The 15,954-nt window shown below is 66.9% G+C and carries 11 protein-coding genes and 1 tRNA gene; 1 reads left to right on the top strand and 11 read right to left on the bottom strand.

Features of this window, described 5'->3' with window-relative positions:
* Positions 1–2: 2 nt before the first annotated feature.
* The 11 genes from rpsL to J8M51_RS38035 form a co-directional block, all read right to left on the bottom strand.
* Entirely contained in the window at positions 3–374 is a 372-nt protein-coding gene (gene rpsL / locus J8M51_RS38085; protein WP_003948652.1) for a 30S ribosomal protein S12, read from the bottom strand.
* 439 nt (positions 375–813) lie between these two features.
* The gene (locus tag J8M51_RS38080) at positions 814–1,299 is read right to left on the bottom strand and encodes a DUF1707 and DUF4190 domain-containing protein (RefSeq protein ID WP_086755356.1); all 486 of its coding nucleotides are present in this window, start codon (positions 1,297–1,299) and stop codon (positions 814–816) included.
* A gap of 223 nt (positions 1,300–1,522) precedes the next feature.
* Entirely contained in the window at positions 1,523–5,422 is a 3,900-nt protein-coding gene (locus J8M51_RS38075) for a DNA-directed RNA polymerase subunit beta' (RefSeq protein ID WP_086755352.1), read from the bottom strand.
* A 97-nt stretch (positions 5,423–5,519) separates the two neighbouring features.
* Entirely contained in the window at positions 5,520–9,005 is a 3,486-nt protein-coding gene (gene rpoB, locus J8M51_RS38070; protein ID WP_086755351.1) for a DNA-directed RNA polymerase subunit beta, read from the bottom strand.
* A gap of 637 nt (positions 9,006–9,642) precedes the next feature.
* The gene (gene rplL / locus J8M51_RS38065) at positions 9,643–10,026 is read right to left on the bottom strand and encodes a 50S ribosomal protein L7/L12 (protein ID WP_086755350.1); all 384 of its coding nucleotides are present in this window, start codon (positions 10,024–10,026) and stop codon (positions 9,643–9,645) included.
* A 119-nt stretch (positions 10,027–10,145) separates the two neighbouring features.
* Entirely contained in the window at positions 10,146–10,676 is a 531-nt protein-coding gene (rplJ, locus tag J8M51_RS38060) for a 50S ribosomal protein L10 (protein ID WP_086755349.1), read from the bottom strand.
* A gap of 935 nt (positions 10,677–11,611) precedes the next feature.
* Positions 11,612–12,337 carry a 50S ribosomal protein L1 gene (rplA, locus tag J8M51_RS38055; RefSeq protein WP_059079076.1) on the bottom strand — a complete coding sequence of 242 codons (726 nt, stop codon included), beginning with the start codon at positions 12,335–12,337 and terminating at the stop codon, positions 11,612–11,614.
* Between the two features lie 99 nt (positions 12,338–12,436).
* On the bottom strand, positions 12,437–12,871 hold the full coding sequence (rplK, locus tag J8M51_RS38050) for a 50S ribosomal protein L11 (protein WP_033528316.1): 435 nt from the start codon (positions 12,869–12,871) through the stop codon (positions 12,437–12,439).
* Positions 12,872–13,046: 175 nt separating this feature from the next.
* The gene (nusG, locus tag J8M51_RS38045; RefSeq protein WP_086755348.1) at positions 13,047–13,910 is read right to left on the bottom strand and encodes a transcription termination/antitermination protein NusG; all 864 of its coding nucleotides are present in this window, start codon (positions 13,908–13,910) and stop codon (positions 13,047–13,049) included.
* A 78-nt stretch (positions 13,911–13,988) separates the two neighbouring features.
* Positions 13,989–14,276 carry a preprotein translocase subunit SecE gene (gene secE, locus J8M51_RS38040; RefSeq protein ID WP_086755347.1) on the bottom strand — a complete coding sequence of 96 codons (288 nt, stop codon included), beginning with the start codon at positions 14,274–14,276 and terminating at the stop codon, positions 13,989–13,991.
* Between the two features lie 114 nt (positions 14,277–14,390).
* Positions 14,391–14,463, bottom strand: a tRNA-Trp gene (locus J8M51_RS38035).
* A gap of 263 nt (positions 14,464–14,726) precedes the next feature.
* Here J8M51_RS38035 and J8M51_RS38030 point away from each other — a divergent pair.
* Complete coding sequence (locus J8M51_RS38030) at positions 14,727–15,953, top strand: pyridoxal phosphate-dependent aminotransferase (RefSeq protein ID WP_179203059.1); 1,227 nt, start codon at positions 14,727–14,729, stop codon at positions 15,951–15,953.
* Position 15,954 lies beyond the last annotated feature (1 nt).

The following is a 15,954-nucleotide window of genomic DNA, read 5'->3' as shown; positions in this document are numbered from 1 at the left end:
TCTTACTTCTCCTTCTTGGCGCCGTAGCGGCTGCGGGCCTGCTTGCGGTTCTTGACACCCTGGGTGTCGAGCGAACCGCGGATGATCTTGTAGCGAACACCGGGCAGGTCCTTCACACGGCCGCCGCGCACGAGCACGATGGAGTGCTCCTGCAGGTTGTGTCCCTCACCCGGAATGTAAGCAGTGACCTCGATCCCGCTGGTCAGACGCACACGCGCGACCTTACGCAGGGCCGAGTTCGGCTTCTTCGGGGTGGTCGTGAACACACGCGTGCAGACGCCGCGACGCTGGGGCGAACCCTCGAGTGCGGGCGTCTTGTTCTTCTCGACCTTGTCCTGCCGGCCCTTCCGGACCAGCTGCTGGATCGTAGGCACTACTTCTCCGGTTTCTGTGTGCCGAATGGTGAAGCTAACCTGGAACATTCGCCGACCCACGCGGTCGGGTGTGTCGAAACTGCTGACTCCCGCCGCAAGGCAGAAAGGGCGCAGAGTACGGCGGCCGCTTACGGCTCCCCCTGTGCGGTTGAAGGCACGCACGAGAGCCAGGGCACACCCCAGGCACAAGGTCTGAGCGTACCTACCTCATTCGCTACGGTCAAAACAAATGGGCGGGCGGGGGTTTGGACACGGGGCGCCCGCACGGCGGGAGTGCGCAACAACACAGCCGCACGCCCCTACGAACTCCCCGGCGCCGCCCGCTCCTTCAGCCGCGCGGGGAACCCCGCGAGAAGCGCCGCCGGAGCCGCGCCCGCCGCCGCACGATCACTCCCGGGCCCTCCCGGGCCACGGGGCCCCCCGGGCCGCCTGCGGGCCGTCAGACGCCGCTCGACGACACCTCCAGCAGCATGATGAGGGCGAGGAAGGCGGCCCAGCCGGCCACGGAGAGCCAGCCGAGGATGATCCCGGCCAGGGCGAAGCCGTCGCCGCCCTCGCCCGTGCGCTTGATCTCGGAGCGGGCGGTGTGGCCGAGGATGACCGCCGGAATGCCGGTGAGCCCCATCGTCATGGTCGTGAGGACCCCGCACACCATGGCGCCCACGGCCTTGCCGTTGGTGACCGGCGGCGGCAGCGGGGCCGGCATGAACGTCCTGGGCACCGGGGCGCCCGTCATCGCGGTCGGCTGCATCCCCATGGGGCCCTGCGGCAGATCGGCGACGAGCAGGGACAGCTCCCCCACGGTGCGCGCCTGATAGGCGCGCTCCACACGCCGCTCGTACTCGTCCTGCGGCATGCGGCCCTCACTGAAGCCGGCCTTGAGGACATCGACGGCACGCTCACGGTCGGCATGGGCGGCGAGCATCGAGGGGCTGCTGCCCTGCGCCTGCTGCTGCCAAGGGATCGGCTGCCACGACGGGTTCGACACGAGAAACACTCCCCCGGACTGGTTGTTCCTCCATGATGCTCCAACGCGCAACTCACAGCACCGGTTCCCGCACCGGTTGTGTTGCGGTTCTGCTACCGCCTGACACGCCGAAGGGCGGTCACCCCGCGCGAAGCGAGGTGACCGCCCTTCGGAACCACTCTTACTGGTTGTACGGACCGTAGTCGTAGTCCTCCAGCGGGACGGCCTGGCCGGAGCCCGTGCCGAACGGCGAGTAGTCGATGTCGTCGTAGCCGACGGCCGAGTACATCGCGGCCTTGGCCTCCTCGGTGGGCTCCACCCGGATGTTGCGGTAGCGGGACAGACCCGTACCGGCCGGGATGAGCTTACCGATGATGACGTTCTCCTTGAGGCCGATGAGCGAGTCGGACTTGGCGTTGATCGCCGCGTCCGTCAGCACTCGGGTCGTCTCCTGGAAGGAGGCGGCCGACAGCCAGGATTCCGTCGCCAGCGAGGCCTTGGTGATACCCATCAGCTGCGGACGACCGGAGGCCGGGTGACCGCCCTCCTGGACCACACGACGGTTCTCGGTCTCGAACTTCGAGCGCTCGACCAGCTCACCGGGCAGCAGCTCGGCGTCGCCGGACTCGATGATCGTCACCCGGCGCAGCATCTGCCGGATGATGATCTCGATGTGCTTGTCGTGGATCGACACACCCTGCGAGTTGTAGACCTTCTGGACCTCGCCGACCAGGTGGACCTGGACGGCACGCTGACCCAGGATGCGCAGCACGTCGTGCGGGTTGGTGGCACCCACGGTGAGCTTCTGGCCCACCTCGACGTGCTCGCCCTCGCTCACCAGCAGACGGGCGCGCTTCGAGATCGGGAACGCCGTCTCGTCGCTGCCGTCGTCCGGCGTGATGACGATCTTCTTGGTCTTCTCCGTCTCCTCGATGCGGACGCGACCGGCCGCCTCGGAGATCGGCGCGACACCCTTGGGCGTACGGGCCTCGAAGAGCTCGACGACACGCGGCAGACCCTGCGTGATGTCGTCACCGGCCACACCACCGGTGTGGAAGGTACGCATCGTCAGCTGGGTACCGGGCTCACCGATGGACTGGGCGGCGATGATGCCGACCGCCTCACCGATGTCGACCAGCTTGCCGGTGGCCAGGGAGCGGCCGTAGCACATGGCACACGTGCCGACCTTGGACTCACAGGTCAGGATCGAGCGGGTCTTGACCTCCTCGACACCGTGGTGCACGAGCTGGTCGATGAGCACGTCGCCCAGGTCCACGTTGGCCGGCGCGATCACCTTGCCGTCGATGACGACGTCCTCGGCGAGCATGCGGGCGTAGACGCTGGTCTCGACGTCCTCGGCCTTGCGCAGGATGCCGGTCTCGTCCTTGGACGCGATCCGCAGCTTCAGACCGCGCTCGGTGCCGCAGTCCTCCTCGCGGATGATGACGTCCTGCGAGACGTCCACCAGACGACGGGTCAGGTAACCCGAGTCGGCGGTACGCAGGGCGGTGTCCGCCAGACCCTTACGGGCACCGTGCGTGGAGATGAAGTACTCCAGCACGGACAGACCCTCACGGAAGGACGCCTTGATGGGACGCGGGATCGTCTCGTTCTTGGCGTTCGACACCAGACCACGCATACCGGCGATCTGACGCATCTGCATCATGTTTCCGCGGGCACCCGAGTCGACCATCATGAAGATGGGGTTCGTCTTCGGGAAGTTCGCGTTCATCGCCTCGGCGACCTCGTTGGTCGCCTTGGTCCAGATCGCGATGAGCTCCTGCGTGCGCTCTTCCTTGGTGATCAGACCGCGCTCGTACTGCTTCTGGACCTTCTCGTCCTGCGCCTCGTACCCGCGGACGATCTCCTTCTTCGCCTCGGGAACGACGACGTCGGAGATGGCCACGGTGACACCGGAACGGGTCGCCCAGAAGAAGCCGGCCGCCTTCAGGTTGTCGAGCGTCGCCGCCACGATGACCTTGGGGTAGCGCTCGGCCAGGTCGTTGACGATCTCGGAGAGCTGCTTCTTGCCCACCGAGTAGTCGACGAACGGGTAGTCCTCGGGCAGCAGCTCGTTGAAGAGCGCGCGGCCCAGCGTGGTCTTCAGCCGGAAGCTGTCACCCTGCTGCCACTCGGGCTCGCCCTCCTCGCGCGCCGGGGGCATCCAGCCGCGCGGCGGGATGGTGCCCACCGGGAAGCGGATGTCCACCTGGGACTGGAGCGCCAGCTCGTCGGCGTCGAACGCCATGATCGCCTCGGCCGTGGAGGCGAACGAACGCCCCTCGCCCTTGGTGTCACGCAGTTCACCGTCGGTGGTGAGGAAGAACAGACCGAGGACCATGTCCTGGGTCGGCATCGTCACCGGACGGCCGTCGGCGGGCTTGAGGATGTTGTTCGAGGACAGCATCAGGATGCGGGCCTCGGCCTGCGCCTCCGCGGAGAGCGGCAGGTGGACGGCCATCTGGTCACCGTCGAAGTCCGCGTTGAACGCGGTGCAGACGAGCGGGTGGATCTGGATGGCCTTGCCCTCGACCAGCTGCGGCTCGAAGGCCTGGATGCCGAGGCGGTGCAGGGTGGGCGCACGGTTCAGCAGCACCGGGTGCTCGGCGATGACCTCTTCGAGGACGTCGTACACGACGGTGCGGCCGCGCTCCACCATGCGCTTGGCGCTCTTGATGTTCTGCGCGTGGTTGAGGTCCACGAGCCGCTTCATGACGAACGGCTTGAAGAGCTCCAGGGCCATGGCCTTCGGCAGACCGCACTGGTGCAGCTTCAGCTGCGGACCGACGACGATCACGGAACGCGCGGAGTAGTCCACACGCTTGCCGAGCAGGTTCTGACGGAATCGACCCTGCTTGCCCTTCAGCATGTCGCTGAGGGACTTCAGGGGGCGGTTGCCGGGACCGGTGACGGGGCGACCACGACGACCGTTGTCGAAGAGGGCGTCCACGGCCTCCTGGAGCATGCGCTTCTCGTTGTTCACGATGATCTCGGGCGCGCCGAGGTCGAGAAGCCGCTTCAGTCGGTTGTTCCGGTTGATCACACGGCGGTACAGGTCGTTCAGGTCGGAGGTCGCGAAGCGGCCACCGTCCAGCTGCACCATCGGGCGGAGGTCCGGCGGGATGACCGGCACGCAGTCGAGCACCATGCCCTTGGGGCTGTTGCTGGTCTGCAGGAACGCGGAGACGACCTTGAGGCGCTTGAGCGCACGGGTCTTCTTCTGGCCCTTGCCGGTACGGATGATCTCGCGGAGGCGCTCGGCCTCCTCGTCGAGGTCGAAGGACTCCAGGCGCTTCTGCAGCGCCGCGGCACCCATCGAGCCGTCGAAGTACGTGCCGAAGCGGTCACGCAGCTCGCGGTAGAGGAGCTCGTCGCCCTCCAGGTCCTGGACCTTGAGGTTCTTGAACCGGGTCCACACCTCGTCGAGACGGTCGATCTCGCGCTGCGTACGGTCGCGCAGCTGCTTCATCTCGCGCTCGGCGCCCTCGCGCACCTTGCGGCGCACATCGGCCTTGGCGCCCTCGGCCTCCAGCTCGGCCAGGTCGGTCTCGAGCTTCTTGGCGCGGGCCTCCAGGTCGGCGTCCCGGCGGTTCTCGATCTGCTGACGCTCGACGGAGACGTGGGCCTCCAGCGAGGGCAGATCGCGGGTGCGGCGCTCCTCGTCGACGTACGTGATCATGTACGCCGCGAAGTAGATGACCTTCTCCAGGTCCTTCGGGGCGAGGTCGAGCAGGTAGCCCAGCCGCGACGGAACGCCCTTGAAGTACCAGATGTGGGTGACGGGAGCGGCCAGCTCGATGTGGCCCATCCGCTCACGGCGCACCTTGGCGCGAGTGACCTCGACGCCACAGCGCTCACAGATGATGCCCTTGAAGCGGACACGCTTGTACTTGCCGCAGTAGCACTCCCAGTCCCGGGTCGGACCGAAGATCTTCTCGCAGAAGAGTCCGTCCTTTTCGGGCTTGAGCGTGCGGTAGTTGATCGTCTCGGGCTTCTTGACCTCGCCGTGGCTCCACTGACGGATGTCGTCAGCGGTGGCCAGACCGATCCGGAGCTCGTCGAAGAAGTTGACGTCGAGCACTATGCGTCAATCCCTCTCAGGGTTGTAAGTCATGGGGTCTGATACGGGGGTCCTGGGGCCGGACGGGCTCAGAAGGCTGAGCCCGTCCGAACTCCCGTCAGACCTCTTCGACGCTGCTCGGCTCGCGCCGGGACAGGTCGATGCCAAGCTCCTCCGCAGCGCGGAAGACGTCCTCGTCGGTGTCGCGCATCTCGATGGACATGCCGTCCGAGGACAGCACCTCCACGTTGAGGCACAGGGACTGCATCTCCTTGATGAGCACCTTGAAGGACTCGGGGATGCCGGGCTCGGGGATGTTCTCGCCCTTGACGATGGCCTCGTAGACCTTCACGCGGCCGGTCACGTCGTCGGACTTGATGGTCAGCAGCTCCTGGAGGGCGTACGCGGCGCCGTAAGCCTCCAGCGCCCACACCTCCATCTCACCGAAGCGCTGGCCACCGAACTGGGCCTTACCACCCAGCGGCTGCTGGGTGATCATCGAGTACGGGCCGGTCGACCGGGCGTGCAGCTTGTCGTCGACCAGGTGGTGCAGCTTGAGGATGTACATGTACCCGATCGAGATCGGGTCCGGGAACGGCTCACCGGAGCGGCCGTCGAACAGCCTCGCCTTACCGGTCGGCTGCACCATGCGCTCGCCGTCGCGGTTCGGGATGGTGTGCTGGAGCAGACCGGCGAGCTCGTCCTCGCGGGCACCGTCGAAGACCGGGGTCGCGACGTTGGTGCCGGGGGCGACCGAGTCGGCGCCGATGACCTGCAGCCGCTTCGCCCAGTCCTCACCGAGGCCGGAGACGTCCCAGCCGCGGCTGGCGAGCCAGCCGAGGTGGATCTCCAGGACCTGTCCCGGGTTCATTCGGGACGGCACACCGAGCGGGTTGAGGATGATGTCGACCGGGGTGCCGTCCTCCAGGAACGGCATGTCCTCGATCGGCAGGATCTTCGAGATGACGCCCTTGTTGCCGTGACGGCCGGCGAGCTTGTCACCATCCGTGATCTTGCGCTTCTGGGCGACATACACACGGACCAGCTGGTTGACGCCGGGCGGCAGCTCGTCGCCCTCCTCGCGGTCGAAGACGCGGACGCCGATGACCTTGCCGATCTCGCCGTGCGGGACCTTCAGCGAGGTGTCACGGACCTCACGGGCCTTCTCACCGAAGATCGCGCGCAGCAGGCGCTCCTCGGGCGTCAGCTCGGTCTCACCCTTGGGCGTGACCTTGCCGACGAGGATGTCGCCGGCGACGACCTCGGCACCGATACGGATGATGCCGCGCTCGTCGAGGTCGGCGAGGACCTCCTCGGAGACGTTCGGGATGTCCCGGGTGATCTCCTCGGGGCCGAGCTTGGTGTCACGGGCGTCGACCTCGTGCTCCTCGATGTGGATCGAGGAGAGGACGTCGTCCTGCACGAGGCGCTGCGACAGGATGATCGCGTCCTCGTAGTTGTGACCCTCCCACGGCATGAAGGCCACGAGCAGGTTCTTGCCGAGGGCCATCTCGCCGTTCTCGGTGGCCGGACCGTCGGCCAGGACCTGGCCCTCGATGATCCGGTCGCCCTCGTTGACGATGACCTTCTGGTTGACCGAGGTGCCCTGGTTGGAGCGGGCGAACTTGGCCAGGCGGTACGTGATGTACGTGCCGTCGTCGTTGGTGGTGGTGATGTAGTCGGCGGAGACCTCCTGGACCACACCCGCCTTCTCGGCCTTGACCACGTCGCCGGCGTCGACGGCGGAGCGGTACTCCATGCCGGTGCCGACGAGCGGGGACTCGCTCTTGATGAGCGGCACGGCCTGACGCATCATGTTCGCGCCCATGAGGGCACGGTTGGCGTCGTCGTGCTCCAGGAAGGGGATCATCGCGGTCGCGACCGACACCATCTGGCGCGGCGAGACGTCCATGTAGTCGACGTCGTCACCGGGGACGTAGTCGACCTCGCCGCCACGGCGGCGGACCAGGACGCGGTTCTCGGTGAAGCGCATGCCGTCGTCGAGCGTGGCGTTGGCCTGCGCGATGACGAACCGGTCCTCTTCGTCGGCCGTCAGGTAGTCGACCTCGTCGGTGACGACACCGTCGGTGACCCGGCGGTACGGCGTCTCCACGAAACCGAACGCGTTGACGCGCCCGTAGGAGGCGAGCGAGCCGATCAGACCGATGTTCGGGCCTTCGGGCGTCTCGATCGGGCACATACGGCCGTAGTGCGAGGGGTGCACGTCACGGACCTCGAAGCCGGCCCGCTCACGGGAGAGACCACCGGGACCAAGAGCCGACAGACGGCGCTTGTGGGTGAGACCCGACAGCGGGTTGTTCTGGTCCATGAACTGCGACAGCTGGCTGGTGCCGAAGAACTCCTTGATGGAGGCGACGACCGGCCGGATGTTGATCAGGGTCTGGGGCGTGATCGCCTCGACGTCCTGGGTCGTCATGCGCTCGCGGACGACACGCTCCATACGCGCCAGACCCGTACGGACCTGGTTCTGGATGAGCTCGCCGACGCTGCGCAGACGACGGTTGCCGAAGTGGTCGATGTCGTCGGTCTCGACGACGATCGTCTGGCCGTTGTCCGCGGCCGTCTCGGTCTCGCCCGCGTGCAGCTTCACCAGGTACTTGATCGTCGAGATGACGTCCTCGACGGTCAGGACGCCCGCGTCGAGCGGAGCCTCCGCACCCAGCTTCTTGTTGACCTTGTAGCGGCCGACCTTCGCGAGGTCGTAGCGCTTGGGGTTGAAGTACAGGTTCTCGAGAAGCGTCTGCGCGGCCTCACGCGTGGGGGGCTCGCCCGGACGCAGCTTGCGGTAGATGTCGAGCAGCGCGTCGTCCTGCCCCTGGGTGTGGTCCTTCTCCAGGGTGGCGCGCATGGACTCGTACTCGCCGAACTCCTCCAGGATCTGCTCGGTGGTCCAGCCGAGTGCCTTGAGGAGGACGGTCACGGACTGCTTGCGCTTGCGGTCGATACGCACACCGACCATGTCGCGCTTGTCGATCTCCATCTCCAGCCAGGCACCCCGGGACGGGATGATCTTGGCGGAGAAGATGTCCTTGTCGGACGTCTTGTCGATGGAGGAGTCGAAGTAGACACCGGGCGAGCGGACCAGCTGCGACACGACGACACGCTCGGTGCCGTTGATCACGAAGGTGCCCTTGTGGGTCATGAGCGGGAAGTCGCCCATGAAGACCGTCTGGGACTTGATCTCACCGGTCTCGTTGTTGGTGAACTCGGCCGTGACGAAGAGCGGGGCCGCGTACGTGAAGTCGCGGTCCTTGCACTCGTCGATGCTGTTCTTCGGCGGCTCGAAGCGGTGGTCGCGGAAGGTCAGCGACATCGACCCGGAGAAGTCCTCGATCGGGGAGATCTCCTCGAAGATCTCCTCCAGACCGGACTTGGTGGGGACGTCCTGTCCGTTCTCCAGAGCCTCCTCGACCCGACTCTGCCAAGCGGTGTTGCCGAGCAGCCAGTCGAAGCTCTCGGTCTGCAGCGCGAGCAGGTTGGGAACCTCGAGGGGCTCCTTGATCTTTGCAAAGGAGATGCGCAGCGGGGCGGTGCTGGCGCCGTTGTTCGTATTCGCGGTCGAGGCGTTGCGCGAGGCGGCCAAGAGGGGGTCCTTCCGAGGGCTCGGACTCACTACGCGCGTACCGGCCCCTCTCCTGCGCAAAGAGAGCAGGCTGTTCCTGATCTGACCGAAAGGCCAGGTCGGGAATGGTCTGTTCGTCGATGCTCAAGTGAGGGCATGCCCCTGGTGACGGGCAGGGGACAGCTAACAGGCAGCGCAAAGGGTCAGTGTAGCCACTTGGCACACTGATGTCCAGTGCGGGTTTTTTGAGACCCTCGTTGTTCTCGACACCTACGCAAGCCCACGCCCTCAATGCACGTTGATACTGCCCTCTTCGCCGTCGATCCATGCCTCGGAGTTCGGATCGGTGTGACGACGCGTCCTGAGAATTGCGCGCTGCGTGCAGTTCGTCAAGGCCCCTCATGCCCGATCCGGCTGCCGCGATCGTCACTCGCGGCTCGTCACCTGGGGCGTTCGGAGGCACGACGAAGATCACCATACTCGTCGCCACCGACAGTGCAAGGCAGCCGTCGCTCGACGTCCCGGAACGCCGAAAGGCGACCACCCAGTTGGGTGATCGCCCTTCGGTACGTTCGCGTTACAGCCTCGAACAGATTTTTGACACGCGTCTCAGAACTGTCCGGACCGACTCGCGGGGTGCCGGCGGACCGGCGAGGTGTTACTTGACCTCGACGGAGGCGCCGGCGGCCTTGAGGGACTCGGCGGCCTTCTCCGCGGCCTCCTTGGCGACCTTCTCGAGAACGGGCTTCGGGGCGCCGTCCACGAGGTCCTTGGCCTCCTTCAGGCCCAGCGAGGTCAGCTCACGCACGACCTTGATGACCTGGATCTTCTTGTCACCGGCGCCGGTGAGGACGACGTCGAACTCGTCCTGCTCCTCGACGGCCTCGGCAGCGGCGGCCGGGCCGGCGGGGCCGGCAACGGCGACGGCCGCGGCGGCGGTGACGTCGAACTTCTCCTCGAACGCCTTCACGAACTCGGAGAGCTGGATGAGGGTCATGCCCTCGAACTCGGCGAGCAGTTCGTCCTGGGTGAGAGCCACGATGGCTTCCTTCCACTAATTCGGCAGGTGCCGGATGTACATGTCTGGCGGGCGTACGACGGCCCGCTACGACCGCTTTCGGAGGCGGACTGCCTCAGGCGGCGGTCATTTCGCGAGCCGAGTTACTCGGCACCGCCCTGCTCTTCTTGCTTGGCACGGAGCGCGTCCACGGTGCGGACGAGCTTCGAGGGAAGCGCCTGGAAGAGCTGCGCAGCCTGGGACTGCTTGCCCTTGAAGGCACCCGCCAGCTTGGAGAGCAGAACCTCGCGGGACTCGAGGTCCGCGAGCTTCTTGATCTCGTCGGCGGACAGCGCCTTGCCGTCAAGGACACCGCCCTTGATGACGAGGTTCGGGTTGTCCTTGGCGAAGTCACGAAGACCCTTCGCCGACGTCACCGGGTCACCGGTGATGAAGGCGACCGCCGTCGGACCGTTGAACAGGTCGTCGAGCGTCGAGATCCCGGCCTCGTTGGCCGCAATCTTGGTCAGCGTGTTCTTCACCACGGCGTACTGGGCGTTCTCACCGAGCGAACGACGCAGCGTCTTGAGCTGCGCCACGGTGAGACCCCGGTACTCGGTCAGCACGGCGGCGTTCGAGCTACGGAACTGCTCCGTGAGCTCGGCCACCGCGGCAGCCTTGTCGGGCCTTGCCATAGAGCGTCGGCCTCCTTCCGGGTGATGAGGACCGCTCAGAAGGGGCTGGGGAAAACGAAACGCCCCGGCGCAGGCGCTCGGGGCGTGGCTCGACCGGACGAATCCCGTACGACGACGGAACCGGACCAGGAGCAACTTCCACAGTCACCTGCGCGGGTCGTCCGCAGTTTCAGCGGATCCTTCGGCCACCGCGCCCTCTCACGAGCACACGGCAACGACCAGCGGTCTTTGGCTTCTCGGGAAGAGTACGGGACCCCGTCCCCGTCAAGCAAATCCGCCCCCGGGGGCCACCGCTCGGCCCGGCCCTCGTCGTCGACCCACAGCTCCACGGTGAGCGTCTCCTCGATGCCCGGCACCATGAACTGGTCCGGGCCGGCCGTCCGCAGCTCCCGGGTCGCCCTGTCCCGGGCGGCCGTCCGGGCGGCCCGCGGACTCCTCGTGGTGACCGTGCCCCGGTACCGACCTCGCCGACCTTCTCCGCACCGGCGAGGAGCGTGGACTGCGCGAGCGGGCTCGCCTCCAGCGGAGCGGGCAGGACACGGTAGGTGTTGTTCTCCGCGGCGCCGCGTCCCCCTCGGCGTAGATCACCCCGTCGGCGAACCGCACCCCCACGGCCTTGTCCGCGCCCAGGCCCCACCCGGTCAGCTCCATGCGCATCGCGGTCGGCCGCGAGGTCATCGCGGCCTCGGCGGGCGTGGAGGGCGTGGCGGGCTTCGCCCCGGCCTTCGCGGGCGTCTCGGCTTCCCCGCGGCCTCCGCTCCCGCCTGCGTGCCGCAGGCGGCCCTACCGCCCGGCAGCGCGGCCACGACGGCGATGCCGACCGCTTGCGCCTTCTCGGCTCCCGCACGAAACGAGACGAGCCCCGCGGCCTCGAAAGGCTGCGGGGCTCGTCCCAGGGTGTGCGACCGCGACGCGGCTGCCGGTGAGCGTCAGGCTCAGACGGCGGCCGGGTCCTCCTCGACGAGGAGGTTGCGGGTGCGGTTGGAGTCGACCGGAATGCCGGGGCCGATCGTGGTGCTGATCGCGGCCTTCTTGATGTAGCGGCCCTTGGCGGCCGACGGCTTCAGACGGAGGATCTCCTCCAGCGCCGCGCCGTAGTTCTCCACCAGCTTGGTGTCGTCGAACGACGTCTTGCCGATGATGAAGTGCAGGTTCGAGTGCTTGTCGACGCGGAACTCGATCTTGCCGCCCTTGATGTCGTTGACGGCCTTCACGACGTCCGGGGTCACGGTGCCGGTCTTGGGGTTCGGCATGAGACCACGGGGACCGAGCACGCGGCCGAGGCGGCCGACCTTGCCCATGAGGTCCGGGGTGGCGACGACGGCGTCGAAGTCCAGACGGCCCTTCGCCACCTCGTCGATCAGTTCGTCGGAGCCGACGATGTCGGCGCCGGCGGCGGTCGCGGCCTCGGCACGGTCACCGGTCGCGAAGACCAGGACCCGGGCGGTCTTACCGGTGCCGTGCGGGAGGTTCACGGTGCCACGGACCATCTGGTCGGCCTTGCGCGGGTCGACACCCAGACGGAAGGCGACCTCGACGGTGCCGTCGAACTTGGACGTGGAGGTCTCCTTGGCGAGACGGACGGCCTCGAGCGGGGCGTAGAGCTTGTCCCGGTCGACCTTGGCGTCCGCAGCGCGGAGAGCCTTGCTGCGCTTGCTCACAACTGCTCCTGTGTGTTCTGAAAGGAGTCGTGGTGTACGGGCCGAGCAGGCCCTACCACGTGCGGCTCCGTGAGCCGCATGGTTCTACGAAGGTGGGGTTCAGCCCTCGACCGTGACGCCCATGGAACGCGCGGTACCGGCGATGATCTTCGCGGCGGCGTCCAGGTCGTTGGCGTTGAGGTCGGGCATCTTCGTCGTGGCGATCTCGCGGACCTGCGCCTCGGTGATCTTGGCGACCTTGGTCTTGTGCGGCTCGCCGGAGCCCTTCTCGATACCCGCGGCCTTGAGGATCATCTTGGCGGCCGGGGGCGTCTTGGTGACGAAGGTGAAGGAGCGGTCCTCGTAGACCGTGATCTCCACCGGGATGACCCAACCGCGCTGCGACTCGGTCGCGGCGTTGTAGGCCTTGCAGAACTCCATGATGTTGACGCCGTGCTGACCGAGCGCGGGGCCGACCGGCGGAGCCGGGTTGGCCGCGCCGGCCTGGATCTGGAGCTTGATGAGCCCCGTGACCTTCTTCTTCTTGGGAGGCATTACTCTCCGGGTCCTTTCGATTCGAGTGCGCCCTCATCCGGTTCGCGGCCAGATGAAGGCATACCGCACAACGATAGCGGGTATAGATGCGCGGCCAAAAACCGAGCAGGTCAGACAAGCTGCGGAGAGCTTGCCTGACCTGGTCGGAAGCGTTGGTTGCGCCGCTGCGAAGAACTCAGTTCTTCTGGATCTGGTCGAACGACAGCTCGACCGGAGTCTCGCGGCCGAAGATCTCCACGAGACCCTTGACCTTCTTGGAGTCCGCGTTGATCTCGTTGATCGTCGCCTGCAGCGTGGCGAACGGACCGTCCGTGACGGTGACCGAGTCGCCGACCTCGAAGTCCAGCACCTGGACCTCGACCTTGCGGGCGGGCGCGGGCTTGCCCTCGGCCTCGGCTGCCTCACGGGCGGCCTTCTCCTCGGCCTCCGGCGCGAGCATCTTGACGATCTCGTCCAGGGTCAGCGGGTACGGGTCGTAGGCGTTGCCCACGAAGCCGGTGACGCCGGGGGTGTTGCGGACGACGCCCCAGGACTCGTTCGTCAGGTCCATGCGGACGAGAACGTATCCGGGAAGCTTGTTCTGGCGGATCGTCTTGCGCTCGCCGTTCTTGATCTGCGCGACCTCTTCCTGCGGCACCTCGGCCTGGAAGATGAAGTCCTCGACGTTCAGCGAGACGGCACGCTGTTCGAGGTTGGTCTTCACACGGTTCTCGTAACCGGCGTACGTGTGGATGACGTACCACTCGCCGGGCAGGGCCCGCAGTTCCTCACGCAGCGCCTCGACGGGGTCGACCGGCTCGGTCTCCTCCTCGACGGCCTCTTCGGCGTCCTCGTCCTCGGAGTCGTCGGTGTCCTCGTCGTCGTCCTCGACGTGCACGGCCTCTTCCTCGGCCGGCTCCCCCGCCTCGGCCTCGGCAGCCTCGAACTCGTCGACGCCGTCCTCGGAGTCCGCGCCCTCGACGATGTCGAGCTCGTCATCCACGGACTCGGCACCTTCACCGCGAGGCTCCATGGCGTCCTTCAGGTTCGGGTCAGACACGTGGTTGCTTCTTCCTGGATCATGGGGGTGGAACATGCGAAAAGGGGCGCCAGGTCAACGGCGCCCTTCGCTCTCGGCTCAGCCGAAGACGTACTTGGCGGCCTTGTCGAGGCCGAAGTCGATCAGTGTGACAAGACCGATCATGATGACGACAAAGACGATGACCACCGAGGTGTACGTCGTCAGCTGGGAGCGGGTGGGCCAGACGACCTTCCGCAGCTCCGCGACGATCTGGCGATAGAAGAGCGCAAGACGCTTCAGCGGGCCCTTCTTGGCACGCTTGCCGCCCTTACGGGTCTTCTTCTTGTCCTCGGGCACCTCGTCCTGGGCATCAGGCGTGTCGATGGAGCCCACGGCGTCCGTCATTCATCCTCACCTGATTCCGGTCCGGGTCGTGGCCGTGCCGCGCCCGGTCTGAGCCGCACGGCGGAACATTGCTGTACGTACATGCGCACACATCCTGGCGTGAGGAGTGTGTAGCAGGGCCGGAGGGACTTGAACCCCCAACCGCTGGTTTTGGAGACCAGTGCTCTACCAATTGAGCTACGACCCTTTGCGGTTCTCCCCCAACGTACCGCATCCGACCGGGTGCTCGGTGTGCACCTGACGGGCGCGGCCGGTGAAGGCCAACGAGGAGAGAGCATACGTGGTCCGAGGCCTGCCGTCGAACAGAAAGCGTCCGTAGGGGCGTTGTCCGTCGAAGATCGACCGTTTCCGGTCCCGGACACAAACGGTTCTTCCGACGCTGTTCAGTCTGTTGCCCAGTCTGTGAAACCCGCGTGCCCGGCGCGTTTCGTGTCTGAAACGATGGGGTCCATGAGCGCTGCAACCCCTCCCACCGAGCGCCGGGTCTCCGCGCGCATCGGCGCGATCTCCGAGTCCGCCACCCTCGCCGTGGACGCCAAGGCCAAGGCCCTCAAGGCCGCCGGGCGTCCGGTGATCGGCTTCGGCGCCGGCGAGCCCGACTTCCCGACCCCGGACTACATCGTCGAGGCGGCCGTCGAGGCCTGCAAGAACCCGAAGTACCACCGCTACACGCCGGCCGGCGGTCTGCCCGAGCTGAAGGCCGCGATCGCCGCGAAGACCCTGCGCGACTCCGGCTACGAGGTCGACCCGTCGCAGGTCCTCGTCACCAACGGCGGCAAGCAGGCCATCTACGAGGCCTTCGCCGCGATCCTCGACCCGGGCGACGAGGTGATCGTCCCCGCGCCGTACTGGACGACGTACCCGGAGTCGATCCGTCTCGCCGGCGGTGTCCCGGTCGAGGTCGTCGCCGACGAGACCACGGGCTACCGGGTCTCCGTCGAGCAGCTGGAGGCGGCCCGCACCGAGAACACGAAGGTGCTCCTGTTCGTCTCCCCCTCCAACCCGACCGGCGCGGTCTACACGCGCGCGCAGATCGAGGAGATCGGCCGCTGGGCCGCCGAGAAGGGCCTGTGGGTCCTGACCGACGAGATCTACGAGCACCTGGTCTACGGCGACGCGGAGTTCCACTCGCTGCCGGTGGTCGTGCCCGAGCTGGCCGACCGGACGATCGTGGTCAACGGCGTCGCGAAGACGTACGCGATGACGGGCTGGCGGGTGGGCTGGGTCATCGGTCCGAAGGACGTGGTGAAGGCCGCGACGAACCTGCAGTCGCACGCGACCTCCAATGTGTCGAACGTGGCGCAGGTGGCGGCGCTGGCCGCCGTCTCCGGTGACCTCACGGCCGTCGCCGAGATGCGCGAGGCCTTCGACCGCCGCCGCAAGACGATCGTGCGGATGCTCAACGAGATCGAGGGCGTGTACTGCCCCGAGCCCGAGGGCGCCTTCTACGCGTACCCCTCGGTCAAGGCTCTGGTCGGCAAGGAGATCCGCGGCAAGCGCCCCCAGGACACGGTCGAGCTGGCCGCGCTGATCCTGGAGGAGGCCGAGGTCGCGGTCGTCCCCGGTGAGGCCTTCGGCACCCCCGGCTATCTGCGTCTGTCGTACGCCCTGGGTGACGAGGACCTCGTCGAGGGCGTCTCCCGCATCCAGAAGCTGCTGGCGGAGGCGCAGGACTGAG

The organism is Streptomyces griseiscabiei, from assembly GCF_020010925.1.
GTDB lineage: Bacteria > Actinomycetota > Actinomycetes > Streptomycetales > Streptomycetaceae > Streptomyces > Streptomyces griseiscabiei.
Note: the sequence above shows the minus strand (reverse complement) of the source record. Positions and strands in the feature narration are given on the sequence as shown.

Bases quoted from the DNA above. Each gene is read 5' to 3' on its own strand.
- J8M51_RS38080 (WP_086755356.1), bottom strand. From the start codon at position 1,299: ATGCTCGCCGCCCATGCCGACCGTGAGCGTGCCGTCGATGTCCTCAAG.
- rplJ (WP_086755349.1), bottom strand. From the start codon at position 10,676: ATGGCAAGGCCCGACAAGGCTGCCGCGGTGGCCGAGCTCACGGAGCAG.
- rplK (WP_033528316.1), bottom strand. From the start codon at position 12,871: ATGCCTCCCAAGAAGAAGAAGGTCACGGGGCTCATCAAGCTCCAGATC.
- secE (WP_086755347.1), bottom strand. From the start codon at position 14,276: ATGACGGACGCCGTGGGCTCCATCGACACGCCTGATGCCCAGGACGAG.
- J8M51_RS38030 (WP_179203059.1), top strand. From the start codon at position 14,727: ATGAGCGCTGCAACCCCTCCCACCGAGCGCCGGGTCTCCGCGCGCATC.